This window comes from Pseudomonas sp. PDM19 (genome assembly GCF_014852215.1).
Lineage (GTDB): Bacteria > Pseudomonadota > Gammaproteobacteria > Pseudomonadales > Pseudomonadaceae > Pseudomonas.
The window spans coordinates 1,177,440-1,203,761 of sequence record NZ_JACVBG010000002.1 but is presented as its reverse complement, the minus strand read 5'-3'; the positions used below and the strand labels follow the sequence as shown (position 1 = coordinate 1,203,761).

26 protein-coding genes are annotated in these 26,322 nt (G+C 64.9%); 6 read left to right on the top strand and 20 right to left on the bottom strand.

The features are described from left to right. Nucleotides 1-3: 3 nt before the first annotated feature. The 3 genes from atuF (at nucleotide 4) to IB273_RS13975 (ending at nucleotide 5,093) form a co-directional block, all read left to right on the top strand. On the top strand, nucleotides 4-1,992 hold the full coding sequence (atuF, locus tag IB273_RS13985; RefSeq protein ID WP_192224301.1) for a geranyl-CoA carboxylase subunit apha: 1,989 nt from the start codon (nucleotides 4-6) through the stop codon (nucleotides 1,990-1,992). Between the two features lie 118 nt (nucleotides 1,993-2,110). Beyond that, nucleotides 2,111-2,932 carry an SDR family oxidoreductase gene (locus tag IB273_RS13980; RefSeq protein ID WP_192224300.1) on the top strand — a complete coding sequence of 274 codons (822 nt, stop codon included), beginning with the start codon at nucleotides 2,111-2,113 and terminating at the stop codon, nucleotides 2,930-2,932. Nucleotides 2,933-3,275: 343 nt separating this feature from the next. Beyond that, the gene (locus IB273_RS13975; RefSeq protein ID WP_192224299.1) at nucleotides 3,276-5,093 is read left to right on the top strand and encodes a long-chain-acyl-CoA synthetase; all 1,818 of its coding nucleotides are present in this window, start codon (nucleotides 3,276-3,278) and stop codon (nucleotides 5,091-5,093) included. 60 nt (nucleotides 5,094-5,153) lie between these two features. Here IB273_RS13975 and IB273_RS13970 read toward each other — a convergent pair whose 3' ends face one another. The 8 genes from IB273_RS13970 to IB273_RS13935 form a co-directional block, all read right to left on the bottom strand. After that, nucleotides 5,154-5,714, bottom strand: a complete 561-nt coding sequence (locus IB273_RS13970; RefSeq protein WP_192224298.1) for a hypothetical protein — start codon at nucleotides 5,712-5,714, stop codon at nucleotides 5,154-5,156. 126 nt (nucleotides 5,715-5,840) lie between these two features. Continuing rightward, complete coding sequence (locus IB273_RS13965; protein ID WP_192224297.1) at nucleotides 5,841-6,560, bottom strand: hypothetical protein; 720 nt, start codon at nucleotides 6,558-6,560, stop codon at nucleotides 5,841-5,843. Next, nucleotides 6,557-7,150: an RNA polymerase sigma factor gene (locus IB273_RS13960; RefSeq protein WP_151187723.1), complete on the bottom strand. Its 594-nt coding sequence runs from the start codon at nucleotides 7,148-7,150 to the stop codon at nucleotides 6,557-6,559. The genes IB273_RS13965 and IB273_RS13960 overlap by 4 nt, the downstream gene beginning before the upstream one ends. Before the next feature lie 276 nt (nucleotides 7,151-7,426). After that, nucleotides 7,427-8,866: a PLP-dependent aminotransferase family protein gene (locus tag IB273_RS13955; protein WP_045212506.1), complete on the bottom strand. Its 1,440-nt coding sequence runs from the start codon at nucleotides 8,864-8,866 to the stop codon at nucleotides 7,427-7,429. 106 nt (nucleotides 8,867-8,972) lie between these two features. Then, entirely contained in the window at nucleotides 8,973-9,608 is a 636-nt protein-coding gene (locus IB273_RS13950; RefSeq protein ID WP_081518684.1) for a response regulator transcription factor, read from the bottom strand. Between the two features lie 152 nt (nucleotides 9,609-9,760). Beyond that, nucleotides 9,761-10,588: an OmpA family protein gene (locus IB273_RS13945; RefSeq protein ID WP_081518685.1), complete on the bottom strand. Its 828-nt coding sequence runs from the start codon at nucleotides 10,586-10,588 to the stop codon at nucleotides 9,761-9,763. Then, complete coding sequence (locus IB273_RS13940) at nucleotides 10,585-10,929, bottom strand: DUF4398 domain-containing protein (protein ID WP_192224522.1); 345 nt, start codon at nucleotides 10,927-10,929, stop codon at nucleotides 10,585-10,587. The genes IB273_RS13945 and IB273_RS13940 overlap by 4 nt, the downstream gene beginning before the upstream one ends. A 28-nt stretch (nucleotides 10,930-10,957) precedes the next feature. Beyond that, the gene (locus tag IB273_RS13935) at nucleotides 10,958-11,785 is read right to left on the bottom strand and encodes a substrate-binding periplasmic protein (protein WP_151187724.1); all 828 of its coding nucleotides are present in this window, start codon (nucleotides 11,783-11,785) and stop codon (nucleotides 10,958-10,960) included. Nucleotides 11,786-11,882: 97 nt separating this feature from the next. Here IB273_RS13935 and IB273_RS13930 point away from each other — a divergent pair, with 97 nt between their 5' ends. Next, on the top strand, nucleotides 11,883-12,830 hold the full coding sequence (locus IB273_RS13930; protein ID WP_192224296.1) for an alpha/beta fold hydrolase: 948 nt from the start codon (nucleotides 11,883-11,885) through the stop codon (nucleotides 12,828-12,830). 55 nt (nucleotides 12,831-12,885) lie between these two features. Here IB273_RS13930 and fabV read toward each other — a convergent pair whose 3' ends face one another. From fabV to IB273_RS13915, 3 genes are all read right to left on the bottom strand, one after another. Then, nucleotides 12,886-14,082 carry an enoyl-ACP reductase FabV gene (gene fabV, locus IB273_RS13925; protein WP_017517613.1) on the bottom strand — a complete coding sequence of 399 codons (1,197 nt, stop codon included), beginning with the start codon at nucleotides 14,080-14,082 and terminating at the stop codon, nucleotides 12,886-12,888. A gap of 215 nt (nucleotides 14,083-14,297) precedes the next feature. Further along, entirely contained in the window at nucleotides 14,298-15,227 is a 930-nt protein-coding gene (locus IB273_RS13920) for an electron transfer flavoprotein subunit alpha/FixB family protein (RefSeq protein WP_045211570.1), read from the bottom strand. Further along, nucleotides 15,227-15,976, bottom strand: coding sequence for an electron transfer flavoprotein subunit beta/FixA family protein (locus tag IB273_RS13915; protein WP_026078867.1), 750 nt, complete (start codon nucleotides 15,974-15,976; stop codon nucleotides 15,227-15,229). Before IB273_RS13915 ends, IB273_RS13920 begins: the two co-directional genes overlap by 1 nt. 259 nt (nucleotides 15,977-16,235) lie before the next feature. Between IB273_RS13915 and IB273_RS13910 the strand changes: the two genes are divergently transcribed. Further along, nucleotides 16,236-17,975 carry an electron transfer flavoprotein-ubiquinone oxidoreductase gene (locus IB273_RS13910; protein ID WP_225594632.1) on the top strand — a complete coding sequence of 580 codons (1,740 nt, stop codon included), beginning with the start codon at nucleotides 16,236-16,238 and terminating at the stop codon, nucleotides 17,973-17,975. Nucleotides 17,976-18,082: 107 nt separating this feature from the next. On the opposite strand, the gene IB273_RS13905 is transcribed toward IB273_RS13910, so the two are convergent. From IB273_RS13905 to IB273_RS13885, 5 genes are all read right to left on the bottom strand, one after another. Then, nucleotides 18,083-18,661 (bottom strand): DUF1285 domain-containing protein, encoded by a 579-nt coding sequence (locus IB273_RS13905; RefSeq protein WP_192224295.1) that lies wholly within the window; start codon nucleotides 18,659-18,661, stop codon nucleotides 18,083-18,085. Further along, nucleotides 18,658-19,269: a DUF4823 domain-containing protein gene (locus IB273_RS13900; protein ID WP_138214907.1), complete on the bottom strand. Its 612-nt coding sequence runs from the start codon at nucleotides 19,267-19,269 to the stop codon at nucleotides 18,658-18,660. Before IB273_RS13900 ends, IB273_RS13905 begins: the two co-directional genes overlap by 4 nt. 64 nt (nucleotides 19,270-19,333) lie before the next feature. Continuing rightward, a complete protein-coding gene (locus tag IB273_RS13895) occupies nucleotides 19,334-20,227 on the bottom strand; it encodes a radical SAM protein (protein ID WP_192224294.1) in 894 nt (297 codons plus the stop codon). Between the two features lie 25 nt (nucleotides 20,228-20,252). Then, entirely contained in the window at nucleotides 20,253-21,221 is a 969-nt protein-coding gene (locus tag IB273_RS13890; protein ID WP_192224293.1) for a GTP 3',8-cyclase MoaA, read from the bottom strand. A gap of 94 nt (nucleotides 21,222-21,315) precedes the next feature. Further along, nucleotides 21,316-21,954 (bottom strand): TetR/AcrR family transcriptional regulator, encoded by a 639-nt coding sequence (locus IB273_RS13885; RefSeq protein WP_045211585.1) that lies wholly within the window; start codon nucleotides 21,952-21,954, stop codon nucleotides 21,316-21,318. Between the two features lie 84 nt (nucleotides 21,955-22,038). On the opposite strand from IB273_RS13885, the gene IB273_RS13880 reads away from it, so the two are divergent. After that, entirely contained in the window at nucleotides 22,039-23,172 is a 1,134-nt protein-coding gene (locus IB273_RS13880) for an aminotransferase class V-fold PLP-dependent enzyme (protein ID WP_192224292.1), read from the top strand. Nucleotides 23,173-23,452: 280 nt separating this feature from the next. Here the strand turns inward: IB273_RS13880 and IB273_RS13875 are convergent, their stop codons facing one another. The 4 genes from IB273_RS13875 to tmk all read right to left on the bottom strand — a co-directional run bounded on the left by IB273_RS13875 (nucleotide 23,453) and on the right by tmk (nucleotide 26,308). Further along, nucleotides 23,453-24,229 (bottom strand): TatD family hydrolase, encoded by a 777-nt coding sequence (locus IB273_RS13875; protein ID WP_151187730.1) that lies wholly within the window; start codon nucleotides 24,227-24,229, stop codon nucleotides 23,453-23,455. A 74-nt stretch (nucleotides 24,230-24,303) separates the two neighbouring features. Further along, a complete protein-coding gene (locus tag IB273_RS13870; protein WP_009621447.1) occupies nucleotides 24,304-24,660 on the bottom strand; it encodes a PilZ domain-containing protein in 357 nt (118 codons plus the stop codon). Between the two features lie 36 nt (nucleotides 24,661-24,696). After that, nucleotides 24,697-25,683 carry a DNA polymerase III subunit delta' gene (locus IB273_RS13865; RefSeq protein ID WP_151187731.1) on the bottom strand — a complete coding sequence of 329 codons (987 nt, stop codon included), beginning with the start codon at nucleotides 25,681-25,683 and terminating at the stop codon, nucleotides 24,697-24,699. Further along, entirely contained in the window at nucleotides 25,676-26,308 is a 633-nt protein-coding gene (gene tmk, locus IB273_RS13860) for a dTMP kinase (protein ID WP_192224291.1), read from the bottom strand. The genes IB273_RS13865 and tmk overlap by 8 nt, the downstream gene beginning before the upstream one ends. Nucleotides 26,309-26,322 lie beyond the last annotated feature (14 nt).

The following is a 26,322-nucleotide window of genomic DNA, read 5'->3' as shown; positions in this document are numbered from 1 at the left end:
GTCATGCCCAGTTTCGACAAGATCCTCATCGCCAACCGTGGCGAGATCGCCTGCCGGGTGATCCGCACCGCCCACGACCTGGGCTACCGCACCGTGGCCGTGTACAGCGAGGCCGACGCCAATGCCCGCCATGTACAACTGGCCGACGAGGCGGTGTGCATCGGCCCGGCACCGGTGGGCCAGTCCTACCTGAAACCCGAGGCCATCCTCGATGCGGCGAAACGCACGGGAGCAGGCGCCGTCCACCCCGGCTACGGCTTCCTCTCGGAGAACGCCGACTTCGCCCGCGCCTGCGAGGCCGCCGGCATCGTCTTCATCGGCCCTGGCGTGGAAGCCATCCACCTGATGGGCAGCAAGCGCCTGTCGAAGATCGCCATGCTCGAAGCCGGCGTGCCCTGCATCCCCGGTTACGAAGGCGCGGAGCAGGATGACGCCACCCTCACCCGCGAAGCGCAGCGCATCGGCTACCCGCTGATGATCAAGGCCAGCGCCGGCGGTGGCGGGCGCGGCATGCGCCTGGTGACCCGCAGCGAAGACCTCGCCGAACAGTTGCGCACCGCACGCTCGGAAGCGCAGAACGCCTTCGGCAGTGGCGAGCTGATCCTGGAAAAAGCCGTGGTGCAGCCACGCCACGTGGAAATCCAGGTGTTCGGCGACAGCCACGGCCATATCGTTTATCTGGGCGAGCGCGACTGCTCGGTGCAGCGCCGCCACCAGAAAGTCATCGAGGAAGCGCCCTGCCCCGTGCTCAGCGAGGAACTGCGCGCGGCCATGGGCGAGGCCGCGGTAAAGGCCGCCGCTTCGGTGAACTATGTGGGCGCCGGCACCGTGGAGTTCCTACTGGACGCCAGCGGCGCCTTCTACTTCCTGGAAATGAACACCCGCCTGCAGGTGGAGCACCCGGTCACCGAGCTGGTGACCGGCCAGGACCTGGTGGCCTGGCAGATCCGCGTCGCCGAAGGCCACCCGCTGCCGCTCACCCAGGAACAGATCCAGCTCAAGGGCCACGCCATCGAAGTGCGCCTGTACGCCGAGGACGCAGGTGGCGGCTTCCTCCCGCAGACCGGCCAGGTGTTGCGCTGGACACCGCCGCAGCTGGACGGCATCCGCATCGACCACGGCCTGCGCGAGGGCCAGCCGGTGACGCCGTTCTACGACCCGATGCTGGCCAAGGTCATCGCCTATGGCGCCACCCGCGACGAGGCGCGGCGCAAGCTGATACGAGCCGTCGAGGACTGCGTGCTGCTGGGCGTGACCGGCAACCAGCGCTTCCTCGCCAACCTGCTCAAGCACCCGGAATTCGCCGCCGGCAAGGCCACCACCGCGTTCATCGGTGAGCAGTTCGCCGGCGACCCGAGCCTGGCCCCGCGCCAGCCGCCGGCGCTGGAACTGGCCTGTGCCGCCGCCCTGCTCTACCAGGCCTCGGCCAGCGACCGCGCGCACCAGCCCGGCCTTTCCGGCTGGCGCAGCGCCGGCAGCGCACCGTGGCGCTTCTCGCTCAAGCATGGCGAGGAGAAATTCGTCGTCGAACTGCAAGTCCGCGAGCACGGCCCCCGGCCGACGCTGCTGGCGCGCATCGGTGACAGCGAGATCAACCTGCGCCTGCTCGGCGAAGAGAACGGCGACGCCGTCCTCGAAGCCGACGGCATCCGCCGCAGACTGCCCTTCCATCGCGAAGGCGCGCGCCTGTGGCTGTATGGCGCGGACGGCAACCTGGAACTGCAGGACGTCACCCATGAACCGGCCGGTGCTGCAGCAGGCGCAGGCTCCGGCACGGTAAAGGCGCCGATGGATGGCGCCATCGTCGACGTGCTGGTGGCCGAGGGCACGCGGGTCAGCAAGGGCCAGCTGCTGCTGGTGCTGGAAGCGATGAAGATGGAGCACCCGCTCAAGGCCGGCGTCGACGGCGTGATCCGCCGCGTGCAGGTGAGCAAGGGCGAGCAGGTGAAATCCCGGCAGTTGCTGGTGGAGGTCGAGGCCGAGGAAGCCTGATCCCGCACTCCCTGTAGGAGCACGCCATGCGCGCGATCGCGGACATGGCCCGCTCCTACAGAAATGACACCGAAACCATTCCGTCAGAACAAGACCACAAGAACACGGAGCCCCAACCATGTCCCTGAAAGGCAAGACTCTCTTCATCACCGGTGCCAGCCGCGGCATCGGCCGCGAGATCGCCCTGCGCGCCGCCCGCGACGGCGCCAACATCGTCATCGCCGCCAAGAGCGCCGAGCCCCACCCGAAACTGGAAGGCACCATCTTCAGCGTCGCCGAGGAAGTCGAGGCCGCCGGTGGCAAGGCGCTGGCCCTGCAACTGGACGTGCGCGACGAAAACGCCGTGCGCGATGCCATGGCCAAGGCTGCCGAACACTTCGGCGGGATCGACGCGGTGGTCAACAACGCCGGCGCCATCAAGCTGGTCGGCGTGGAGCGCCTGGAGCCCAAGCGCTTCGACCTGATGTACCAGATCAACACCCGCGCCGTGATGGTCTGCAGCCAGGCCGCACTGCCCTACCTGAAGCAGAGCAAGGGCCACATCCTCAGTCTGTCGCCGCCGATCAACCTGGCCGGCAAGTGGTTCGCCCAGCACGGCCCCTACACCGTCACCAAATACGGCATGAGCATGCTCACCCTGGGGATGCACGAGGAGTTCAAGAAGTACGGCATCAGCGTCAACGCCCTGTGGCCGAAGACCATGATCGCCACTGCCGCCATCGAGTTCGAACTGGGCAGCCGCGACGCCTTCAAGCGCGCCCGCACGCCGGCAATCATGGCCGACGCCGCCTACGCGATTCTCTCCAGCAGCGAGCGCGCCATCAGCGGACGCCTGCTGATCGACGAGGACATCCTCCGCGAACAGGGCCAGAGCGACTTCGAGCAGTACCGCTTCGACCCGAACGGCGGCAGCCTGGTACCCGACCTGTTCCTCGACTGACCGCTGCCACCCATCGCACCACGGCCAACGGCGGATAACCGCGATCGGTTATTCGCCCTGCGTCCCTTCCAGGCACCAGCTCCCCGTAGGGCGCATAACGCGGCACGCGTTATCCGCCGAAAGGGCGCCAATGCCCCGCCCCGCGGCATTTACCAATCGACACAATCCCGCCCTGGCCGCCCGGCCATCCGCTCCTAGACTGCGATGAATGCTCATCGGCCGGTTTGCCGATCTGACTTGCGCCAGGCGCATCAGGGCCATAGCCGAGCGTCAGGGAGCGACCTAGAGTCGCGCAGACCTGTCTGCACGCCACGGACAACAATGACAATAAGGGCACGCGTCAATGAGCCACGCCGATATCATCACCCCGACCCGCTTCCTCGCCCACCTGCCGGCCACCCTCGGTCGCGTGCCACGCATGCTGCGCGGGCTGTACTACACCGGCATCCGCAACCGCGAGAAGAATCTCTCCCTGGGCTGGGCGCTGGAGCGCGCCGCGCGCCTCTACCCGGACAGCCCGGCGTTGATCGACGAACGGCGGCGCCTGTCCTACGCGCTCTTCAACGGCTGGGCCAACCGCCTGGCGCGGGCCTTCCAGGCCGAAGGCGTAGGCCACGCCAGCGTGGTTGCGGTGATGCTGGAGAACCGCGCCGAACTCATGGTTGTACTTGCCGCCCTGGCCAAGCTCGGCGCCATCGGCGCGCTGGTCAACACCACCCAGCGCGGCCAGGTGCTCAGCCACAGCCTCAACCTGGTAAAGCCCAGCCACTTCGTGGTCGGCGAGGAACTGCGCGAGGCTTTCGAGGACGTCCGCCCGGCCCTGGAGAACAGCGGCGGGCGCTGCTACTGGATCGCCGACGGTGAAGACTCGGCACAGGCCCCGGCCGGCTGGCAGAGCCTGATGCGCCTGGCGCAGGAACAGGATTCGAACAACCTCGCCGAGACAGCGCGGGTACGTCTGAAGGACGCCTGCTTCTACATCTACACCTCCGGCACCACCGGCCTGCCGAAGGCCTCGATCATGAGCCACGGCAAGTGGATCAAGGCCTACGGCGGCTTCGGCCACTCAGGGCTCGGGCTGACCAACAGCGACGTGCTCTACCTGACCCTGCCCTGCTACCACAACAACGCCGTGACCGTCTGCTGGAGCGCCGTGCTCGCCGGTGGCGCGGCCATCGCCCTGCGCCGCAAGTTCTCCGCCAGCGCGTTCTGGAAAGATGTGCAGGCCTACCAGGCGACCTGCTTCGGCTACATCGGCGAGCTCTGCCGGTACCTGCTCAACCAGCCGCAATGCGAAGAAGAGCGCGGCAACACCCTGACCTGCATGATCGGCAACGGCCTGCGCCCGTCGATCTGGAACGAGTTCAAGGAACGCTTCGGCATCGAGCGCATAACGGAGTTCTATGCCTCAAGCGAGGGCAACATCGGCTTCACCAACGTATTCAACTTCGACAATACCGTGGGCTTCTCGCCGGCAACCTACGCGATCGTGCGCTATGACCTGGAAAACGACCAGCCAGTGCGCGGCACCAGGGGCTTCATGGAAAAGGTCGACAAGGGTGAGGCGGGGCTGCTGATCAGCGAGATCAGCGACAAGTGGCCGTTCGACGGCTACACCGACCCGGCCAAGAGCGAAGCGGTGATCTACCGCAACGTGTTCAAGGAAGGCGATACCTGGTTCAACACCGGCGACCTGATGCGCGACATCGGCTTCAAGCACACGCAGTTCGTCGACCGCCTGGGCGACACCTTCCGCTGGAAAGGCGAGAACGTCTCCACCACCGAAGTGGAAAACGCCCTGGGCGCCTTCCCCGGCGTGGAGGATGCGGTGGTCTATGGCGTGGAGATTCCCGGCACCAACGGCCGCTGCGGCATGGCCGCGCTGCGCCTGGCCGACGGCGCCAGCCTGGACGCCGCGCTGCTGGCGGCGCACCTGGACCGCGAGCTGCCGGCCTACGCGGTGCCGCTGTTCCTGCGCCTGCTGGTCCAGGTGGAGACCACCGGGACCTTCAAGTACAAGAAGACCGACCTCAAGCGCAACGCCTACGACCCCTCAGCCGTGACCGAGGCGCTGTTCGTGCGACTGCCCGGCGAGGCGGACTACCGGGCGCTGGACGGGGAACTGTTCGAGGCGATTCGCGGCGGTGTGCACCGCTTCTGAACTACCCCATGGCGCGCACAACTTTCGCGGTTGTGCGCGGCCCTCACCTGCACTGAGAAATCAGTTGCGGAACTGAAACTGCAATTCGGCGCCGCGGATATCCGAGTGCCAGCTGTCGTCGTTGGTTTCGCGCTCATTCGGCTCGCGCGAGATCAACCGGCCACCCACCTGGAACGGGCTTTGCCCGGTCTTTTCACCGAACATCTGCGGCAGCAGCGGCTTGTCTTCCAGCTCGGCCAGCGGCTTTTCAGGGTCGAGCTGGTGGAGCATGTCCTTGGGCAGACGCAGGTCGAGCTTCACCGGCGGCAGCGGCTGCTTGACCACGGGATCGACCGCCTTCTTCACCTGTGCCGGGGTCTTCGACGGCGCCTTGGCCTCGGGCTTGATGGCCGCTTCGACCGCCGGCGCCTTGGGCGAGGCCACGGCCTTGGCCGCAGCGGGCTTGGCTTCCGATTCGCGCGGTTGCTCGGCGGCCGGCTCGGGCGCGGGCGCGCTGGCCGCTGGCGCCGGCACTGCAGCGGGCGCTGGAGCCGGAGCGGCAGCCTTGTCCTTGTGCTCATCACCACAGGCGGCGAGCAGCAGGGACAAACTGGCGACAATGAGAATTCGGGACTTCGTCATGGAGCGAACCGTCAGAAAAACCGCGCAATGCTGGCGCGAGATGCGAGGCAGAGCAAGAGCCTTGCCATGACAAACCATTACGGCGATCAGTCTGACAGGCGCGCACTGAACCCGGCCTGTCATTGATCAAGGGTTGTCAGGCAAATCCCTCAGGGCCTGATCGATATCCAGGTCCAGGAAGCGCTGCCGCAAGCTCTCGCGCACCCGTTCAGCGTCCTCCTTCTGCCCCTTGTTCTGCAAGTCGCGCAGATGCAACAGGCTGGTGCGCGGCTCGTCGGCCTCCGCCGCCAACGCCTGCACCTTTCCCTGTGCCTGCCTGTCTGGCTGCTCCTGGGCATCAGAAAGCTCGCGAGTCTCTGCCTGAGCCTTGGCCTTCGCACTCTCCATGGCCATTTTCTTGCTCATCGGCGCAGGCTTGGCGAGCTCTTCCATAGAGACGCCGGCAGCCGCGCTATCCCTCTGCGGTGTGGCCATGCTTGGCTCCGCCGCATAGGGCGCGGCAGCCGGAGCCGCTGGCGGCGCCATGGCCGGAGCCGGAGCCGGCGCGCGCATCATCGCCGGAGCCACTGGTGCATCGAAGCGATCCGGCGCCTCTTCGTAGGTGCGCAGGGTCAGGCTCAGGCCGACGCCCAGCGTCGCCAGGCCCGCCACGGCGACACCCCAACGCTGCCGGCTGCCAGAACCCAGCAGCCAGTGGTGCAGGCGCTGGGCGAGGCCGGGCTTCTTCTCCTGCACGGCAGCACGGGCGGCGGCCAGGATGCGCGCGTCCAGCTGCGCCGACGGCTGCTCATCGCTGTGCCGGCGGTAGTGCTCGAGCATGTCCTGCTCGTGCGGATCGCGATTCATGGATTCACCTCCTCGGTCACCGACGGGTCGGACAACAACCGACGCAGTTTTTGCATGGCATAGCGAAGCCGGCTCTTTACCGTTTCGGCCGGAGTCTTCGTCAGTTCGGCAATTTCGTTCAGCTCCAGGTCGCCGTGGGTGCGCAGCAGGAACACTTCGCGCTGCTCTTCCGGCAGTGACTCCAGCGCGCCCTGCAGGCGCTGCTGGTCGCGACTCAGGCTCAGCTCGCGCTCTGGGTCGACGCTTTCGCCAACCAGGGCCTCGCCATGCAACTGCTCGTCGAAGCTCTCCTGACGGCTCTGGTGTCGGCCCAGTTTGCGCCAGTGGTCGATCAGGCGGTTGCGGCCGATCTGGTACAGCCAGGTCTTGAAGCTGGCCGCCCCCATCGGCTGGCTGTCGCTGCGGATCAGGCTCATCCAGGTTTCCTGGAACACTTCCTCGGCCTGGGCGTGGTCGCCACACAGGCCACAGAGGAAGCGGAACAGGCCGAGGCGATGGCGAGCATAGAGCTCAGCGAAGGCCTCGGCATCGCCTTGTCGGTAGCGTCGCAGCAATGCCGCGTCGCTTTCGTCCTTGGGGGATATCTTCAACTCTCTCGATCCGTAACGGGGCAGGTTTCGACTGGCTTCTCGCCAGCGGCCGAGCAGCGCCGATGGCGCGGGCGCCGGGATAGCGCCGTGGCTATCAGACAGAAGGATTGGCGTGGCAAGCGGCACGGTGGCGGCCTCGTCGAAGGATCATCTTCCTTGGACGAGACGGCGCCGGTAGTCGGGTTAACCGTCGACAAGCATTGACCCCGACCGCGATGGTATCCGGCGCGCTGCGGACCTGTCGCGGACAGACCCGCCACTGCGCAAGCCGGACACTTACGCGGCGATCAGCTCCTCCTGGCAGAGCTGGCAGGCCAGCATGCCAAGGGTCATGATCGCCCGCTCCGCCTCGCGGTCCCAGGGGATGCCGCAGGTCAGGCGCAGGCAGTTGTTGAACTGCTCGGTATTACTGAAGATCAGCCCCGGCGCGATGCTGATGCCCTGCTCCAGCGCGCGCACGTGCAGCTCCTTGGTATTCACCTTGGCCGGCAGGCTGACCCAGAGGATGAAGCCGCCCTTGGGCCGGGTCATCTGCGTGCCTTCGGGGAAGTACTGCTGCACTGCCAGCTGGTAGGCGGTCATGTTCTTGCGGTACTCCTGGCGGATGTAGCGCAGGTGCCGGTCGTAGCCGCCATTCTCCAGGTACGCCGCCACGCCCATCTGGGTGACGGTGCACGCCGAATGCGTGGTGAAGGTCTGCAGGCGGCGGATTTCCTCCTGGTAGCGCTCGGTGATGATCCAGCCAATGCGCACGCCGGGGGAAATGGTCTTGGAGAAACTCGAGCAATACACCACGCGGCCATCACGGTCGTGGGCCTTGAGCGCCTTGGTCTGGCCCTGGTCGAACATCAGTTCGCCGTAGATATCGTCCTCGATCACCCCGATGTTGTGCTCGGCGGTGAGCTTGAGCAGCGCTTTCTGGCGGTCCTCAGGAATGGTGCCGCCCAGCGGGTTGCTCAGGCGCGCGGTCAGCACCAGCGCCTTGATAGGCCACTGGTTGGCGGCCAGTTGCAGGGCCTCCAGGCTGATGCCGGTCAGCGGGTCGCTGGGGATCTCGATAACCTTGAGGCCGAGGATGTCGGCCAACTGCAGCAAGCCGTAGTAACTCGGCGACTCGGTGGCGATCAGGTCGCCCGGACGGGTCATCACGCGCAAGGCCATGTGGATGGCGTCCACGCAGCCATGGGTGATGGTCACCTGGGTCGGGTCGACCACCACGCCGGCATCACGCATGCGGATCGCCACCTGGCGACGCAGCGGCTCGTAGCCGGGGCTGAACATGTAGCTGAAGGCGCGCGGACTGGAGAATCGCGTGACCTTGGCCAGTTGCTGGTGCAGCGCGCGAACCGGGAGGTAATCCACGTGCGGCACGGCAGCCCCCAGCGGAAACACGCCTTCGCGGCGCGCTTCGGCGAGCACCTGGTTGATGATGCTGCTGCGCGTGACCAGGCCGGGCCGCTCGACTCGGGCGATGTCCGGGGTCGAAGCTGTCAGCGCCGGCGTGCGGTGTACGTAGAAACCGGACTGCGGGCGCGCGCGGATCAGCCCCTGGTCTTCGAGGGTGGCGTAGGCCTGGAGCACCGTGGCATGGCTGACGTTGAGCTGGGTGCTCAGCTTGCGCACAGACGGCACGCGCTCGCCCGGCTGGTAGACACCACGACGGATGTCTTCCGCCAGTTGCTGGGCGATGCGCTGGTACAGCAGCAGATTGGACATGACGGCCATCCCTCGGTCATTGAACCGAAACAGTAGCCAAAAAGTGCAAACTGTTCCAGAACAGTCGGAGGCATTCCGTCCGATACAGTTACGCCGCCCTGCCCGCTCAGATCTCCCCGAGCCAGTCCAGCAGCCCCGCCACCACCAGTTGCGCGTCGGTGGTCAGGCCGAGCTTCTGCATGGCGTTGCGCTTGTGGGTGCTGATGGTGGAGACACTGCGGTTGGTCCGCTCGGCGATTTCCCCCACCGTGGCGCCATGGGCCAGGCGGCGGATGATATCGATCTCGGTCGGGCTCAGCGGCTTGCCGGTATGGCGCGGCGGTCGCAGCATCGGATCGATGTAGGTCTCGCCCTTGCGGATGCGGGCGATGGCGTCGTCCAGCAGGCTCAGCGGGTTGCGCTTGCAGACATAGCCCACGGCGCCGCACTTGACCGCTGCGGTCGCCAACAGTGGCGCGCCCATGACCGAGTAGACCAGTACAGGTACTTCCGGATGGTGGCGCTGCAGCCATTCGATCAGGTGCACGCCGTCACGCCCGCGGGCGCCGGGCAGCGCCAGCTCGACAATGGCCAGGTCGACCTCGGGATGGGCAGTGAGCACATCCAGCAGGCTGTCGGTGTCGCTGACGAAGGCTTTCACCTGCGCCAGTTCGCGCTCCAGCAGATAGCGTTCCAGACCCCAACCGATCATCGGTTGCGGGTCCGCCACGATTACATTGAAAAGCTTCTTTTCCGATGACATCTCGTTCTCTCGTCTACAGCTCCCCTGAGGGGATTAGTCGCACTTGGCTATTTTCGCCAAGCTGCCACTCGAAAGATTTCGAGATCCCCCTGACAAAAAACCCCGGAGCCGAGGCTTCCGGGGTTTTCCTGTGACGGGATATTGCGAAGGGATCAGCGTTCGGCGCCGAGCTGGCCCTTCTCATCGGAGAAGACGATCTCCACCCGGCGATTCTGCGCGCGCCCCAGCGACGAGGCGTTGTCCGAGATCGGATAGGCCTCGCCATAGCCCTGCACCTGCACGCGTTTCTCGTCCACACCCAGGTCGGTCAGCGCGTCAGCCACGGCCTGCGCGCGGTCCTTGGACAGCTGCAGATTCTGCTCGCGGTCGCCTTCGCCGTCGGTGTAGCCCTCGATGCGGATCACCCGGCGCGGGTTGAGCTGGAGGAACTGCACCAGCTTGAGCACGGTGCGATTGGCGGCGGGCTTGAGGTCCGCTTCGCCGCTGTCGAACAGCACGTCGCCGAGGGTCAGCACCAGGCCTCGCTCGGTTTCGTTGGTGGCGAGGCTGACCATCTGCTGCTCCAGCCACTTGCTCTGTTCCTGCACGTTGAGCAGGCGTGCTTCGCGCATCGCCAGCTGCAGGCGCTCGCGCTCCATCTGCTGCTTGCCCAGGCGCTCCTGGTTCAGCGCCAGGTTGCTATGCTCGCGAGCGATCTCGCTGTAGCGCTGGCTGAGGTAGGAGTACTGCAGTACGTCGTCACTGCTACCCCAGTAGTTGGACAGACGCTCGGCACGGGCCAGCGACTCGCCGGCGCGGATCACATCCTTGGGCGCACTGCGCAACACCGAGGAGTCTTCCTTCACGGCCTGGAACTGCAGGCGGGCCTGCTCCAGGGACTTCTCGCTGAGCTGGCTGTTGGCGCAGCCGGCCAGCAGCGCGACGGCGGAAAGAGCCCCCAGCCACGAGGAGCTACGGCGCAACAGTTGTGCGGAAGTCATTGCACTTCTCCCAACTGTTTGCGCAGGCGGTTGATGCTCTTGCTCTGCTCGGCCAGTTGCTCGGCGCTCTTACGCGTCAGCTCCTTGGCCTCGGCCAGGCGGGCGTCGAGCTCGGCCTGTTCGGCGAGCTGCCGGGCCTTCTTGTTCGAGCCGACTGCCAGGGCGCCCCTGGCGGCCTGGTACTTGTCCTCGGCGAGCTTGAGCTCGGCCACGTCATCGGTCGCACCCACGGCCTTGGCCTGTTCCAGCGCCTGCTCGGTGAGGCGCATCTGTTCGTTGGGTGCCGGGTCGTTCGTCGCACAGCCGGCCAATGCAAACAAAGCCAGGCCGGCGACCATCATCCGTCGATTGATCACGAAATCTATTGTCCTACTCGGTGGGAGTGCTGGCAGGCTGAAGCTGCTGGGCCTTCCAGCGGGCCAGGTTGTCCTGCAGCAGGCGCTGCGGGACTCCGGCGGCCGTCAATTCTGTCATTTTTTTTGCCAGTTGTCCGCGCAGCCACGGGTCATTGCAGGCCGAGTTGTGCGCTACGGTCAGGTACAGACCTTCGCTGGAGATTGGCGGTTCCAGCGGCTGCAGGTCGTCGGCCATGCCGAGGGTATCGGCGACTGCCAGGCCGGGGTAGTGCTCGTAGATCACATAATCCGAGCGCTTGAGCAGCAGTTTCTGGAAGGCCTGGGTCAGGCTGGGCACCTCTTCCAGGGTTAGCTCCTGCTTGGCGAAGCTGTCGAAGTCCGGGCCGAAGCTGTTGTTCACCAGGGTGCCGCCCTTCAGGCCGCGCAGGTCGTCACGACCGGTATAGGGCGTGGTGGCGTCCTTGCGCATCCACACCACGTTGTCGGTGGTGAGGAAGGCCGGATGGATGTAGTCCATGGTCTCCAGGCGCGGCGGCGTGAGGAAGGCACCGGCAATCAGGTCGACCCGACCCAGCCGCGCCTCTTCCTGAGCGCGCGCCCAGGAACCGGTGTAGATCACCCGGATATTCACCCCGACCGCCTTGCCGATCTGCTCCAGCAGGTCGGCGTTGGCGCCGATCAGGCGCTCCGGCTGCGCCGGGTCGCGCCACAGGTAAGGCGGGTATTCCGGATTGCCGGTGGCCACCAGGCGTTCGCACTTGCCAGCCGCGGAACCGGCCAGGGGAATGGAGAAAGTCACCAGCAACAGCGCCGCACGGATCAGCGTGGAGCAATCAGGCATCGGTAGTCTCGCTCGCCAGAAGAAAGAACGGCCATGCTTAGAGCCGCAAAATGCTAGCGTAAAGCACACCGACCCGATTTGGTAATAAGGACTTCTCATGAAGAAAGCCCTTCTGGCCCTTCTCCTGGCGATAGCCGTCACCGCTGGCGTGCTCTACGCCTTCCCCTCCACCCTGCTGGCGACCGCGCAGTACGTCGAAAGCGCCCGCGCCCGGCTGTCCACCAACAGCCTGCAGGTCGACGACCTCGACATCACCTACTACGAAGGCGGTCCGGATAAGGCCCAGACCATCCTGCTGATCCACGGCTTCGGCGCTGACAAGAGCAACTGGCCACGCTTCGCCCGCTTCCTGACGAAGGACTATCACGTCATCGCGGTCGACCTGCCGGGCTTCGGCGACAGCAGCAAACCTGCAAACATCAGCTACGACGTCGGCACCCAGGCCGAGCGCCTGGCGGATTTCATGCGCGAACAGGGCATCGGCCGCTTCCACGTGGTCGGCAACTCCATGGGCGGGCATATCGCCGCACTGCTGGCCGCGCGGCATCCGCAGGAAGTGCTGTCGGTCGGCCTGTTCGACAATGCCGGCGTCATCGCACCGCACCCGAGCGAGCTGTTCGAGCGCCTCAAGAACGGCGAAAACCCGCTGGTACTGCGCTCGGTGGACGACTTCCCCGCCCTGCTCGACTTCGTCTTCGTGCAGAAGCCGCCGCTGCCGTCGCGGCTGCAGGACTATCTGGCAGAACGCTCGCTGGAGCGCAGCGCGTTCAACGGCATGGTCTTCCAGCAGCTACGTGAGCGCTATATCCCGCTGGAACCCGAGTTGCCGAAGATCACTGCGCCGACCCTGCTGCTGTGGGGCGACCGCGACCGCGTGCTGGACGTTTCCAGCATCGATGTGATGAAGCCGCTGCTGAAGAAACCCAGCGTGGCCATCCTGCGCGATTGCGGCCACGTGCCGATGATCGAGCGCTCGGAGGAAACCGCCCGCCTCTACCTGGACTTCCTCCAGCGCAATCACACGCCCGTGACCGCATCGAACTGAAGCAGGCTGGAAAACAGAAACGGCGCCCGAAGGCGCCGTTTCTACTGGGGCAAACTCAGAGCTGGATCAGATTCGGAATCTGCACGTCCGGATTGACGTCCTGCTCGTAGTCCACGCCAGCGATCTCGAAGCCGAAGAGTCGCAGGAACTCGGACTTGTAGCCGGTGAAGTCGGTCAGCTGGTACAGGTTCTCGTTGGTCACCTTGTTCCACAGGTCCTTCACGGTGTCCTGCACATCCGGCTGCAGTTCCTTGTAGTCGGCGCGCAGACGACCATCGGCGTCCAGGTGCGGCTCGGCTCCGTACAGGCTTTCACGGAACAGGCCGTCGACCTGCTCGATGCAACCTTCGTGGGTGCCCTTCTCCTTCATCACCTTGAACAGCAGCGACAGGTACAGCGGCATCATCGGGATGGCCGAGCTGGCCTGGGTGACCACGGCCTTCAGCACGGAAACACGAGCGTCACCACCGGTGGCGGCGAGTTTCTCGCGAATCCCCAGGACCTTCTGGTCCAGGTCCTTCTTGGCGGCGCCGATGGAGCCGTTCCAGTACAGGTCGTGGGTGATCTCTTCGCCCAGATAGGTGAAGGCGGTGGTCTTGGCGCCATCGGCCAGCACACCGGCTTCCTGCAGGGCGTCGATCCACATCTGCCAGTCTTCACCGCCCATGACCGCGACGGTGTTGGCGATTTCCTCAGGCGTCGCCGGCTCCATCACGCTTTCCTTGATCACTTCCTTGTCGGTGTCCAGACCACGGAAGTTGACCGCCTTGCCCACCGGCTTGAGCACGGAGTTGAAGACCTCGCCGGTCTTCGGGTGGGTACGGCGCGGAGCGGCCAGGCTGTAGACGACCAGGTCGACCTTGCCCAGGTCCTGCTTGATGGTGTCGATGGTGACTTTCTTCACTTCATCGGAGAAGGCGTCGCCGTTGATGCTGCGCGCATACAGGCCCTTGGCCTTGGCGAACTTCTCGAAGGCAGCGGAGTTGTACCAGCCGGCAGTGCCCGCCTTGGTCTCGCTGCCGGGACGCTCGAAGAACACGCCCAGGGTGTCAGCGCCGGCGCCAAAGGCGGCGCTGATGCGCGCGGCCAGGCCGTAGCCGGTGGAGGAACCGATGACCAGGACCTTCTTCGGACCGTTGGCGATGGGGCCGTGCGCCTCGACGTACTCGATCTGTTCCTTGACGTTGGCTTCACAGCCGGTCGGGTGGGTAGTGACGCAGATGAAGCCACGCACGCGCGGTTTGATGATCATGAAAACCTCGGTAGCCAGGTGTCGATTGAACACATTCAGGAACTGGAGACGTCGCGCATTGTAGATGAGACACCTTCGCCGGTGGACTTCTCGGCAAAGATTCGTGACCAATGGGTCATCGGCGCAGCAGAACGCTCATTTCCCGAGAAAAATCAGGGACCTGAAATGAAAGAACCCGCCACGGAGGGCGGGTTCCTTCAACAAGCGGATCGGGCTCAGATGGCCTTTTCCAGCTCCGGTACGGCTTCGAACAGGTCGGCGACCAGGCCGTAGTCGGCAACCTGGAAGATCGGCGCCTCTTCGTCCTTGTTGATCGCAACGATCACTTTCGAGTCCTTCATGCCCGCCAGGTGCTGGATGGCGCCGGAGATACCGACGGCCACGTACAGCTGCGGAGCGACGATCTTGCCGGTCTGGCCGACCTGCATGTCGTTCGGCACGAAGCCGGCATCCACTGCAGCGCGGGAAGCGCCGACGGCAGCGCCCAGCTTGTCAGCCAGGGAGTAGAGGATGCTGAAGTTGTCGCCATTGCCCATGCCACGGCCGCCGGAAACGACGATCTTGGCAGCGGTCAGTTCCGGACGGTCGGACTTGGCCAGTTCCTCGCCCACGAAGGCGGACTTGCCAGCATCGGCCGGGCCGGAAACGGCTTCAACAGCGGCGGAGCCACCTTCGGCAGCAACGGCGTCGAAGCCGGTGCCACGCACGGTGATGACCTTGACGGCAGCCGAGGACTGCACGGTAGCGATGGCGTTACCGGCATAGATCGGGCGCTTGAAGGTGTCGGCGCTGACCACTTCGATGATCTCGGAGATCTGGTCGACGTCCAGCAGGGCGGCGACGCGCGGCAGGAAGTTCTTGCCGTTGGTGGTGGCGGCGGCCAGCACGTGGCTGTAACCCTTGCCGAGCTCAGCGATCAGCGGAGCGACGTTCTCCGGCAGTTGGTGAGCGTAGGCGGCGTTGTCGGCGACCAGCACCTTGGAAACACCGGCGATCTTGGCAGCGGCTTCAGCCACGCCACCGACGTTCTGGCCAGCGACCAGGACAGCGATGTCACCACCGATCTTCTGCGCGGCAGCGACAGTGTTCAGAGTGGCAGCGCCCAGTGCGCCGTTGTTGTGCTCAGCGATTACCAGGATAGCCATCAGATTACTTTCGCCTCGTTCTTCAGTTTCTCGACCAGTTCGGCAACGGACTTGACCTTGATGCCAGCGCTACGGGCAGCCGGAGCTTCGACTTTCACGGTCTTCACGGTGGAAGCGGTGGAAACGCCCAGGGCGTCCGGGGTCACCACGTCCAGCGGCTTCTTCTTCGCCTTCATGATGTTCGGCAGCGACGCGTAGCGCGGCTCGTTCAGGCGCAGGTCGGTGGTGACGATTGCCGGCAGGTTCAGGGCAACGGTCTGCAGGCCGCCGTCGATTTCACGGGTGACGTTGACCTTGTCGCCAGCGACTTCGACCTTGGAGGCGAAGGTGCCCTGGGCGTAGCCGGTCAGCGCAGCCAGCATCTGGCCGGTCTGGTTGTTGTCGCTGTCGATGGCCTGCTTGCCGAGGATGACCAGCTGCGGCTGCTCTTTGTCGACGAGGGCTTTCAGCGACTTGGCGATGGCCAGGGAGCTCAGTTCTTCGTTGGTTTCAACGAGGATGGCGCGATCAGCACCCAGAGCCAGCGCGGTACGCAGTTGCTCCTGGGCAGCGGTCGGGCCGACGGAGACCGCAACGATCTCGGTGACGACGCCTTTCTCTTTCAGGCGTACGGCCTCTTCCACGGCGATTTCGCAGAAGGGGTTCATGGACATCTTGACGTTGGCGAGATCGACGCCGGAGTTGTCCGCCTTGACGCGGACCTTGACGTTATAGTCAACCACTCGTTTGACAGCTACAAGAACCTTCATGGATTCCTCGTTTTTCTCCGGTGAATAGGAATGTCGCCAGACAGGCCTGGCCGGTAGTGCACGCCATCTGCGACTACATCCAGCGCAACGCGACCGCAAAACCGCAGGTATCTTGACTGCATCGACCGGGCGGGTCAATACACGAAAATACCCCTTCATAAGCCGCGGACCCCGATTCTATCAGGGTTACACGCGATTCAAACAAACGTTTGTATTGCGTTCGATAAAGGGTTTAGATATAGCAACAGGTCTAGCTATAATGCGCCCCGCTCTTACTGGGTGGGGGCACGCCCATCCCAATACCTACAAAATACCCAGAGCCTTGATTCAGGAGAGATCGATAGTGGAACGCGAATTTATGGAATTCGACGTCGTCATCGTCGGCGCCGGCCCTGCCGGTCTGTCCGCCGCATGCCGACTGAAACAGAAGGCCGCCGACGCGGGTCAGGAAATCAGCGTCTGTGTGGTCGAGAAGGGTTCCGAAGTGGGCGCCCACATCCTCTCGGGCGCCGTGTTCGAGCCCCGCGCGCTGAACGAGCTGTTCCCCAACTGGAAGGAGCTCGAAGCGCCGCTCAACACCCCCGTCAAGCGCGACGACATCTATGTGCTCAAGAGCCCGGAAGCAGCGGCCAAGGTGCCGAACTTCTTCGTGCCCAAGACCATGCACAACGAAGGCAACTACATCATTTCCCTGGGCAACCTGTGCCGCTGGCTGGCCCAGCAGGCCGAAGGCCTGGGCGTCGAGATCTACCCGGGCTTCGCCGCCCAGGAAGCGCTGATCGACGAGAATGGCGTGGTGCGCGGCATTGTCACCGGTGACCTGGGCGTCGACCGCGAAGGCAATCCGAAAGAGGGTTACTACACCCCGGGCATGGAACTGCGCGCCAAGTACACCCTGTTTGCCGAAGGCTGCCGTGGCCACATCGGTAAACAGCTGATCAAGAAGTACAAGCTCGACAGCGAAGCCGACGCGCAGCACTACGGCATCGGCATCAAGGAAATCTGGGACATCGACCCGTCCAAGCACGAGCAGGGCCTGGTGGTGCACACCGCCGGCTGGCCGCTGAACGACGACAACCCGGGCGGCTCCTTCCTTTACCACCTGGAGAACAACCAGGTGGTGGTCGGCCTGATCATCGACCTGTCCTACACCAACCCGCACCTGTCGCCGTTCGACGAATTCCAGCGCTACAAGCACCATCCGGTGATCAAGCAGTACCTGGAAGGCGGCAAGCGCGTGGCCTACGGCGCTCGGGCCATCTGCAAGGGCGGCCTGAACTCGCTGCCGAAGATGGTCTTCCCCGGCGGCGCGCTGATCGGTTGCGACCTCGGCACCCTGAACTTCGCCAAGATCAAGGGCAGCCACACCGCCATGAAGTCCGGCATGCTGGCCGCCGATTCCGTGGCCGAAGCCCTGTTCGCCGGCCGCGAAGGCGGCGACGTGCTGAACAACTACGTCGATGCCTTCAAGGGCAGCTGGCTGTATGACGAGCTGTTCCGCAGCCGTAACTTCGGCGCGGCGATGCACAAGTTCGGCGCCATCGGTGGTGGTGCGTTCAACTTCATCGACCAGAACATCTTTGGCGGCAAGCTTCCGTTCACCCTGCACGATACGACGCCGGACTACGCGACCCTGAAGAAGGCCAGCGAAGCGCCGAAGATCGACTATCCGAAGCCGGACGGCAAACTCAGCTTCGACAAGCTGTCCTCGGTGTTCCTGTCCAACACCAACCACGAGGAAGACCAGCCGATCCACCTGAAGCTGACCGACCCGAACACCCCGATCGCGAAGAACCTGCCGCTCTACGACGAGCCTGCGCAGCGTTACTGCCCGGCCGGCGTATACGAAGTGGTGAGCAACGACGACGGCAGCAAGCGCTTCCAGATCAACGCCCAGAACTGCGTGCACTGCAAGACCTGCGACATCAAGGACCCGGCCCAGAACATCACCTGGGTTGCCCCCGAGGGCACCGGCGGTCCGAACTACCCCAACATGTAATTGAGTTGGCGGTAACGAAAAAGGCTCCCTCGGGAGCCTTTTTTGCAAGTTCGAAAAAGTTGTAGCGAAGCCGGAATCGAACTACCGGCCGCGTTCGGACCAGCAGGTCACGGTTGCGGCGCAATGGGGAAGAACTCCCCCGAACTCCAGACACCCAACCAGTCAACGCCGTCGATCTCGCGGGGAACCGCCAGCTCCACCAGCTGGTAGAACACGTTGCGGTGAATCAGCGCTTCCAGGTTCACCCGCACCAGCACGTAGGGCGACGGCTCCTGGGTCTGCGGGTCCAGCTCGACGCGGATCGGGTGCGTGGCGTCGGCTACCACCTCGTCCTCGACGTTGGTGGTGAAGCGCAGCACCTGCTGCTCGCCCTCCCCTTCGACCGCCAGGGTGACCGCGACGAAAGGCGCGTCATCGACTGTGATCCCGCACTTCTCCACCGGAGTAACCAGGAAATAGTCGTCGCCATCGCGGCGGATGATGGTGGAGAACAGCCGCACCATCGGCTTGCGGCCGATCGGCGTGCCCAGGTAGTACCAGGTGCCGTCGCGGGCGATGCGCATGTCGATATCGCCGCAGCAATCGGGGTTCCACAGATGCACCGGCGGCAGCCCCTTGTCCTTGCTGGCGGGAATCTGCGCCAGCAGGTTGCCGGCCCGGTCCGATTGAGTCTGTGGATCAGTCATTGGTACTCCTCTCGCGTCTTCACCCCCAGCAGGCTGCGGGCATAGTCTTCCAGCGGTCGCCCGATCAGATCCTCGGGGCTGGCGTCATAGAATGTCAGAAAACCGCCGCGGCTGCGGATAGTCGCACTGTCCACCAGGTAGCGGTTGTCGGTCTCGATCAGCATCACCTGGATCACGCTGCGGTCGCGGCCCACGGCGTTATCGGTGTCTTCGTACTGCTCGTAGGTTCCGGCATTGTCCTCCCCACGGGCGAAGCGCGTATACAGCAGATAATTGGCGCCTGCCGCGCGCGCCTCCTGCATGGCGCCCTCGAGCCCCAGCGGGCTCTTGGCCCGGCGTACCAGCGGGAAGTACTGGACGAAGCCCTTGAACGCCTCCTCCGCCACCACGTTGGGCCGCGCGTAGGGATGGCCGGGCGGCACGAACGGGCCCTGGGCGATATAGATGAAGGAGTCCTGCTGCAGGCGCCAGTTCGAGGTGCGGCGGGTCTGGCTGTGATCGAGGAAGCCCGCGTCGCGCAGGTAGTAATCGGTGCCGTCGGCCAGGTCGTTGGGGCTCATGCAGCCGCCCAGGGCGGCGAAGGCAAGGATCAGTATCAGTTGGCGCATGCAAGGTCTCCGAGGCCGGCGACGAAAAACCGGCATTCGAACAGGCAATGCAGCTTCCGCGCCATCACAGGCCGCGCTGCCATTCCTGGCGCAGACGCGCACGCTGGGGCTGCTCGATGGCCTCCCGAACCTGGGCAAGCAATCTTGCCTTGTCCGCCCCCAGCGTGCCCTTGAGCACCAGGTAGTTGGACGCGTGGTCGCTGCGGAACACCGTGTCGCGCAGCTCCAGCGCGCTCAGCAGGCGCTCGATCTCGACGAACAGCTCGGCCTGCGACAATGGCTGGAAGTCCGGGAAGCCGGCGCGGTAGCGCTCTTCGCCAGTGGGAAAGCTGACAACCAAAGTTGAGAGGAACTCCGGTTGCGCTTCGTTCATCAGGCGCGCCGAGTTGTCGGCGTGCTGGGCGCTCAGCGTGCTGCCACCCAGGCCGTTGAGGATCATCACCGAGCGGGTGATTCCCGCCTCGCCCAGCTTCCGCAGGGCATCGAGCGTGGAGGCATAGGTCTCGCCCTTGTTCACCCGCGCCAGCACTTCGTCGTCGCCGGACTCGGCGCCCACGTAGGCCATGCGCAGGCCGGCGTCGGCCAGTTCCTTCAGCTCCTCCACCGACTTCTTGCGCAGGTTGCGCGGCAGGCAGTAGCTGGAGACGCGGTCCACCTCGGGCATGTGCTCACGGATCGCGCGGAGGATGTTGAGCAGGCGCCGCGTCGGCAGCACCAGCGCATCGCCATCGGCGAGGAACACCCGCTGGACGATCAGGCGCTCGCCACAGCGGCGAATCTCCTCCAGCACTTCGGCCTCGTCACGGGCGCGGAATTTCTTTTGCGGTTGCGTATACATCTCGCAGAAGCCGCACTGGTTCCACGAACAACCGTTGGTGACCGGAAGAATGAGCGAGTTCGCCTCGCTCGGCGGCCGGAAGACCGGCTCGATATAGGAAATGGGGAATTCGTTGGGCATGGGCTAATCAGGTCTGGGGGCGGTCTCAGCCGCCGATGATCTTCATGATGGTGACGCCGCCGGAGAAGGCGACTTCCTGCTTGTCCGCCAGGGCGCGCACCAGCAGCCGTTGCAGGGCCGGCAGCGCCTGGTGGCGCGGCTTGTCCAGCAGGTCGCCGACGTAATGACGGTTGCTCGACGACAGGCAGCCATGCAGCCAGCCGGTGGAGGACAGGCGCAGGCGCGAACAGGTCCGGCAGAACGGCACGCTCTCGTTGGCGATCACGCCGAAGAAGCCCTGCCCCGGCACCTCATAGCGCAGCGCAGTGGCATCCACCGGCGCATCTGCCTGGATGTAGGGGTGACGCTCGCCAATCAGCTCGAGCAGCTCGGCCATGCCGATGAACTGCTGGCTGAAGCCGTTCGGATCGCGAGCCAGGTGCCCCATGCGCATCAGCTCGATGAAGCGCAGCTCGAAGCCATGCTCCAGGCAGTAGTCCAGCAGCAGCACCACCTGGTCGAGGTTCTGCCCGCGCAGGGGCACCATGTTGAGCTTGATCTTCAGGCCCGCAGCGCGAGCCTCGTCGAGCCCCTTGAGCACGGTGGCAAGATCACCGCCACGGGCGATGCGCCGGAAGGCGTCGGCATCCAGGGTATCGAGGGACACATTAAGGCGGCGGATGCCGCAATCGAGCAACAGCGGCAGCTTCTTCGACAGCAGCTGGCCGTTGGTGGTGAGGGCGATATCCCGCAGGCCGAGGCGGCTGACGCCGTGCAGGAAGGCGTCCAGTTTCGGGCTGACCAGCGGTTCGCCGCCGGTGACCCGCAGCCGCTCGATGCCGGCGGCCTCGATCAGGTAGGCGACGCCGCGCACCAGCAAGTCAGCGGAGAGTTCGTCCTGCGCGGCAACCAGACGCTTGCCGTCCGGCACACAGTAGGTGCAGGCGTAGTTGCATGCGGCGGTCAGGCTGACCCGCAAGTTGCGGAAGCGCCTGCCCTGGCGGTCGACGATCATGCTCGGCTCCGGTGGGAATCACTCATGCAAGTATATCCCCACCCTCACCACAAGCCCTGTCGCAACTGCGACGATGGGCCATCTGAATGGCGACTCAGGCGGCCGGCGTATCGCCGTCGCGCTTGCGCTTGTTGCCCATGCGCACGCCGATGTCCATGAGGAACTGGAAGAAGCCCTCCTGGTCCTCCAGCACTTCGCGCCAGAACGGCGAGTGGTACAGCGCTACGGCGCCATGCACCAGCGCCCAGGCCGCGCAGTAGTGGAAGTAGGCCGGCACGTCTTCCAGCTTGCCCGCCGCGATGCGTTCCTTAATCAGCTGGCTCAGGCGCTCGAAGTTGGATTCGCGGATCTTGTGCAGCTCCTCGACCATCTCCGGGACCTGGCTGGTCTTCACCACCTTTTCTTCGAGGCGGTCGAACAGGCGGTAGCGCTGCGGGTCACGCATGCGGAACTCGAAGTAGGCGCGCGACAGGCGCTCCTTGTCGCGGGCGACGTCTTCGGAGTGGAACAGGTCGGCCAGATCGCGCTCGTAGTCCAGCATCAGGCGCAGGTAGATCTCCGCCTTGGACTTGAAGTGCTTGTAGATGGTGCCTTTGCCGATACCCACGGCATCGGCGATCATTTCGACCGTGACACTGTCTTCGCCCTGCTCAAGGAACAGCTTGAGGGCGGTGTCGAGGATTTCCTGTTCGCGACGACGGAATTCGCGAACCTTGCGCGGCTCTTTCTGCATAAAAAGACTGTTCGGTCAAAAATAGTCAAAATTCGAAGCCGCGTATTATGCCTATTCAGCGCCAAATTGCACGGATCATCCGACATGATTAGCTTTTCTTCCGAGTTTCCCCATCAAACCGGCCTGCGCTACCTGAACCACGCGGCGGTCGCCCCCTGGCCCAAACGGGCCGCAGACGCCGTTGCCGCCTTCGCCCAGGAGAACATCCTGCAGGGCGCCCGCGACTACCCGCAGTGGCTGACCATCGAGAAGCGCCTGCGCGAGCGCCTGATGCGCCTGGTGAACGCCCAGACCACCGGCGACATCGCACTGGTGAAGAACACCTCAGAGGCGCTGTCGTTCGTCGCCTTCGGCCTGGACTGGCGCGCCGGCGACCAGGTGGTGATCAGCGACCAGGAATTCCCATCCAACCGTATCGTCTGGGAAGCGCTGAAGCCGCGCGGCGTGGAAGTCATCCAGGTAAGCCTGGACGGCGATGACCCGGAAGGCGACTTGCTCGCCGCCTGCACCCCACGCATACGCCTGCTCTCGATCAGCGCGGTGCAATACGCCAGTGGCCTGCGCATGGACCTGGAGCGCCTCGGCGCCGGCTGCCGCCAGCGCGGCGTGCTGTATTGCATCGATGCCATCCAGCAGCTTGGCGCCCTGCCCTTCGACGTCCAGGCCTATGACTGCGCCTTCGCCATGGCCGACGGCCACAAGTGGATGCTCGGCCCGGAAGGCCTGGGTGTGTTCTATTGCCGCGCCGCCGAGCGCGAGCAACTGGCGCTGCAGGAATACGGCTGGCACATGCTGGAAAACGCCGGCAACTACGACCTCGCCGACTGGCAGCCGGCCCGCAGCGCGCGGCGCTTCGAGTGCGGCAGCCCGAACATGCTCGGCGCGGTGGCGCTGGAGGCCAGCCTGAGCCTGCTGGAGGAAGTCGGCATGCCAACGGTGGGTGAGTTGGTGCAGGCGCGCGTCCAGCAACTGCACGACGGCCTGGGCCGCATCGACGGAGCCTCGCTGCACAGCCCGCTGGACCCGGTTCGTCGCGCCGGCATCCTGACCTTCAGCCTCGCTGGCTGGGACAACACCCGCCTGCTGGAGCGCCTGCGCGCCGAACAGGTGGTGTGCATCCAGCGTGGCGCGGGTATCCGCTTCTCGCCACACTTCTACACCAGCGAGGCGGTCATCGAGGAAACCCTGGGGCTGATCGGGGCTCTGGCGGCACAATGACGCAGGCGCGACCGAGAAAACTGCTCAGCCCGGTGTGATGTATTCCAAATCCGTTTAAAAAACACCGGGCACCCTGTGGCAGTCGCCGCATCTTGGCCAATACTTGTAGATACCGGTGCGCGGCATCTCCCCCCAAGTGCCCCGCCGGTGAAGGTACCGAGGATCGCGTACCTTATTGTTACACTCCTAATGGTCTTGACCCGGATTCATCCCCCAGAACCCGGGTTTTTTTTGTGCGCAGGAAATGTATCCGCGCCAGGACAATTCGACGTGAAGACGATCAGGTAGCGAGCGGGAACAACCGGCGGAAGTTGGCGGTGGTCTGCTCGGCCAGGGTCTCGAAGCTCACCCCACGCAGTACGGCCAGGTACTCGGCGACCTCGCGCACATACTCGGGCAGGTTCGGCTTGCCGCGGTGAGGCACCGGCGCGAGATAGGGCGAATCGGTTTCCACCAGCAGGCGATCCACCGGCACCTGGCGGGCCACTTCGCGCAACTGCTCGGCATTGCGGAAGGTGACGATGCCCGACAGCGAGATGTAGAAGCCGATATCCAGCGCCGCCTTGGCCATCTCCCAGTCTTCGGTGAAGCAGTGCAGCACGCCGGCCTGCGGCAGCGCTGCCTCGCGCAGCAGCGCCAGGGTGTCGGCGCGGGCTTCGCGGGTATGCACGATGACCGGCTTGCCGGTGACCTTGGCGGCCTCCAGGTGCAGGCGGAAGGCTTCCTGCTGCAGCTCGGCGGCTTCGGGCTCGTAGTGATAATCCAGGCCGGTCTCGCCGATGGCCACCACGCGCGGGTGGTTCAGCTCGCCCAGCAGCCAGTCCAGCGCCGGCGCGGCGCCGGGCTCCAGGTCCAGCGGGTGAACACCTACCGAGCAGTGCACGTCGGCATAGCGATCGGCCAGGTCCTTCACTGCCCGGGCATTGTCCGCGCTCACGCCGATGCACAGGAACTGGCTGACGCCACGCGCGCGGGCGGCGTCCAGCGCGGCATCCAGCGACCCATCGTGGGCGGCGAGATCGAGGCGATCGAGGTGGCAGTGGGAATCGACCAGCATGAAAACACTCTCCGGAAAATGACGAAGCGCCCATGCGGGCGCTTCGTGGTTGCAGCCTGTAAAGCTTGCAAATTCTACATGGTATGGGTTGGGCGGTCCGACTTCAGCGCACCGGCGAGGTAGGTCTCGATCTTGTTGCGCGCAGTATTGTCGCCATCGTTGAACTGCACGCCAATACCGGCGGCGCGGTTGCCCTGGGCGCCCTTCGGAGTGATCCAGACCACCTTGCCGGCTACCGGGATCTTCTCCGGCTCGTCCATCAGGTTGAGCAGCATGAAGACCTCATCGCCCAGCTTGTAGGTCTTGTTGGTCGGAATGAACAGCCCACCATTGCGGATGAACGGCATGTAGGCGGCATACAGCACGGATTTGTCCTTGATGGTCAGGGACAGGATTCCGTTACGCGGACCCAGATTTGGTGGCAAGCTCATTCAGCTGTCCTGGCAGATTTTTCCGATGGCCGGATTCTAGCCCGGCCCGGGCAGACTTGCCCACTGTACGAGCAAGGCTTCGAGAAGCAAGGCACGGTTGAGGTTGGCTTTATTGAGGACTTTCTGCCGTTGCAGCAGCAGCCAGTCCTGCATCGCCAGCACCTTGGGCTGTGTCGATTTCTCGGCGAGATACTGCACGACCTTGCGCATGTCCGCGAGCCCGAGACCCTCTTCGTCGCGGGCCAGCTGGTAGCGCAGCATCAGCAGCGCCCAGTCGCAGAACCAGTCGAACAGCAGCGGCAAGGGTACGCCATTCAGGCTTTCCGCCAGTTGACTGGGCGCAACCTGTTGCTTGAGCAGCTTCTTCACGCCCTCCACCACCTGAGCGCGCTGCTCGCGCACACCCTGGCCCTGCAGGCGCTGAGCGGTCAGCGGCGAGCCACCGGCCAGCACCAGGAGCTCGTCCAGCGCCTCCGGCGACTCATCCGGCAGCGCACTGGCCAGCCAGGCACGCGCCTGCACGGCCGTCGGCTGCGGGCAGGCCTGCTGCACGCAGCGGCTCTTGATGGTCGGCAGCAGACGGCTGGGCTGGTGACTGATCAGCAGCAGCACGGTATTGCCCGAGGGCTCTTCCAGGCTCTTGAGCAGCGCGTTGGCGGCGTTGAGGTTCATCGCCTCGGCCGGCTCCAGCAGTACCACCTTGCGACCGCCGAGCTGCGCGGTCTGCACCACGAAGTTCACCAGTTCGCGGACCTGGTCGACGCGGATCGGCTTCTCCGCCTCTTCCGGCTCCAGCAGGAAATAATCCGGATGGGTGCCGGCAGCCAGCAACTGGCAGGCCTTGCATTGACCACAGGCCTTGCCGCCTTCAGGGCGCTGGCAGAGCAGGAAATGCACGAAGTTTTCCGCCAGCACACGCTTGCCGATTCCGGCCGGGCCATGCAGCAGATAGGCATGGGCATGTTGCGGGCGGCTGCTGAGCTGCTGCCAGAGGCCCTGCTGCCAGGGGTAGATGTCAGCCATTGAGGCGCTCCAGCAAGGCCGGCAGCAGCTTGTCCAGGTCGCGCTGTACCTCGGCCAGCGACTGCGCGGCATCGAGGATGTGATAGCGCCCCGGTTCGGCGTGGGCGCGCCCCAGATAGGTGTTGCGCACCGCCTCGAAGAAGGCGCGGCCTTCCTGCTCGAAGCGATCCAGGCGCCCCCGGGCGGCGGCGCGGGACAGGCCGATTTCCACCGGCAGGTCGAAGACCAGGGTCAGGTCCGGGCGCAGGCTGCCCTGGACGAAGCTTTCCAGTTGCGCGATGCGTTCTACTGGCAGGCCGCGACCGCCACCCTGGTAGGCATAGGTGGCGTCGGTGAAGCGGTCGCAGAGCACCACGGCGCCGCGCTCGAGTGCCGGGCGGATCACCTGGGCTATGTGCTGCGCACGGGCAGCGAAGACCAGCAACAGCTCGGTATCCACCGCCATCTGTTCATCGCTGGGGTCCAGCAGCAGCTCGCGGATGCGCTCGGCCAGCGGCGTGCCGCCGGGCTCGCGGGTCAGCTGGACCTCGATGCCTCGCTCGCGCAGGCGCTCGGCCAGGTACTCGCGGTTGGTGCTCTTGCCCGCGCCTTCGGGGCCTTCCAGGGTGATGAACAGGCCGGTCACTCGGCTCACTCCTT

What these genes read in the sequence shown, in the direction of transcription:
- IB273_RS13905 (WP_192224295.1), bottom strand. Translation starts at nt 18,661, where the DNA reads ATGACTGATCCACAGACTCAATCGGACCGGGCCGGCAACCTGCTGGCG.
- IB273_RS13940 (WP_192224522.1), bottom strand. Translation starts at nt 10,929, where the DNA reads ATGATGGTCGCCGGCCTGGCTTTGTTTGCATTGGCCGGCTGTGCGACG.
- IB273_RS13965 (WP_192224297.1), bottom strand. Translation starts at nt 6,560, where the DNA reads ATGAATCGCGATCCGCACGAGCAGGACATGCTCGAGCACTACCGCCGG.
- IB273_RS13975 (WP_192224299.1), top strand. Translation starts at nt 3,276, where the DNA reads ATGAGCCACGCCGATATCATCACCCCGACCCGCTTCCTCGCCCACCTG.
- IB273_RS13955 (WP_045212506.1), bottom strand. Translation starts at nt 8,866, where the DNA reads ATGTCCAATCTGCTGCTGTACCAGCGCATCGCCCAGCAACTGGCGGAA.
- IB273_RS13930 (WP_192224296.1), top strand. Translation starts at nt 11,883, where the DNA reads ATGAAGAAAGCCCTTCTGGCCCTTCTCCTGGCGATAGCCGTCACCGCT.
- atuF (WP_192224301.1), top strand. Translation starts at nt 4, where the DNA reads ATGCCCAGTTTCGACAAGATCCTCATCGCCAACCGTGGCGAGATCGCC.
- IB273_RS13945 (WP_081518685.1), bottom strand. Translation starts at nt 10,588, where the DNA reads ATGACTTCCGCACAACTGTTGCGCCGTAGCTCCTCGTGGCTGGGGGCT.
- IB273_RS13875 (WP_151187730.1), bottom strand. Translation starts at nt 24,229, where the DNA reads ATGCTGGTCGATTCCCACTGCCACCTCGATCGCCTCGATCTCGCCGCC.
- IB273_RS13870 (WP_009621447.1), bottom strand. Translation starts at nt 24,660, where the DNA reads ATGAGCTTGCCACCAAATCTGGGTCCGCGTAACGGAATCCTGTCCCTG.
- IB273_RS13880 (WP_192224292.1), top strand. Translation starts at nt 22,039, where the DNA reads ATGATTAGCTTTTCTTCCGAGTTTCCCCATCAAACCGGCCTGCGCTAC.
- IB273_RS13935 (WP_151187724.1), bottom strand. Translation starts at nt 11,785, where the DNA reads ATGCCTGATTGCTCCACGCTGATCCGTGCGGCGCTGTTGCTGGTGACT.
- fabV (WP_017517613.1), bottom strand. Translation starts at nt 14,082, where the DNA reads ATGATCATCAAACCGCGCGTGCGTGGCTTCATCTGCGTCACTACCCAC.
- IB273_RS13980 (WP_192224300.1), top strand. Translation starts at nt 2,111, where the DNA reads ATGTCCCTGAAAGGCAAGACTCTCTTCATCACCGGTGCCAGCCGCGGC.
- IB273_RS13900 (WP_138214907.1), bottom strand. Translation starts at nt 19,269, where the DNA reads ATGCGCCAACTGATACTGATCCTTGCCTTCGCCGCCCTGGGCGGCTGC.
- IB273_RS13915 (WP_026078867.1), bottom strand. Translation starts at nt 15,976, where the DNA reads ATGAAGGTTCTTGTAGCTGTCAAACGAGTGGTTGACTATAACGTCAAG.
- IB273_RS13895 (WP_192224294.1), bottom strand. Translation starts at nt 20,227, where the DNA reads ATGCCCAACGAATTCCCCATTTCCTATATCGAGCCGGTCTTCCGGCCG.
- IB273_RS13885 (WP_045211585.1), bottom strand. Translation starts at nt 21,954, where the DNA reads ATGCAGAAAGAGCCGCGCAAGGTTCGCGAATTCCGTCGTCGCGAACAG.
- IB273_RS13910 (WP_225594632.1), top strand. Translation starts at nt 16,236, where the DNA reads ATGCGCCCCGCTCTTACTGGGTGGGGGCACGCCCATCCCAATACCTAC.
- IB273_RS13970 (WP_192224298.1), bottom strand. Translation starts at nt 5,714, where the DNA reads ATGACGAAGTCCCGAATTCTCATTGTCGCCAGTTTGTCCCTGCTGCTC.
- IB273_RS13920 (WP_045211570.1), bottom strand. Translation starts at nt 15,227, where the DNA reads ATGGCTATCCTGGTAATCGCTGAGCACAACAACGGCGCACTGGGCGCT.
- IB273_RS13890 (WP_192224293.1), bottom strand. Translation starts at nt 21,221, where the DNA reads ATGATCGTCGACCGCCAGGGCAGGCGCTTCCGCAACTTGCGGGTCAGC.
- IB273_RS13865 (WP_151187731.1), bottom strand. Translation starts at nt 25,683, where the DNA reads ATGGCTGACATCTACCCCTGGCAGCAGGGCCTCTGGCAGCAGCTCAGC.
- IB273_RS13950 (WP_081518684.1), bottom strand. Translation starts at nt 9,608, where the DNA reads ATGTCATCGGAAAAGAAGCTTTTCAATGTAATCGTGGCGGACCCGCAA.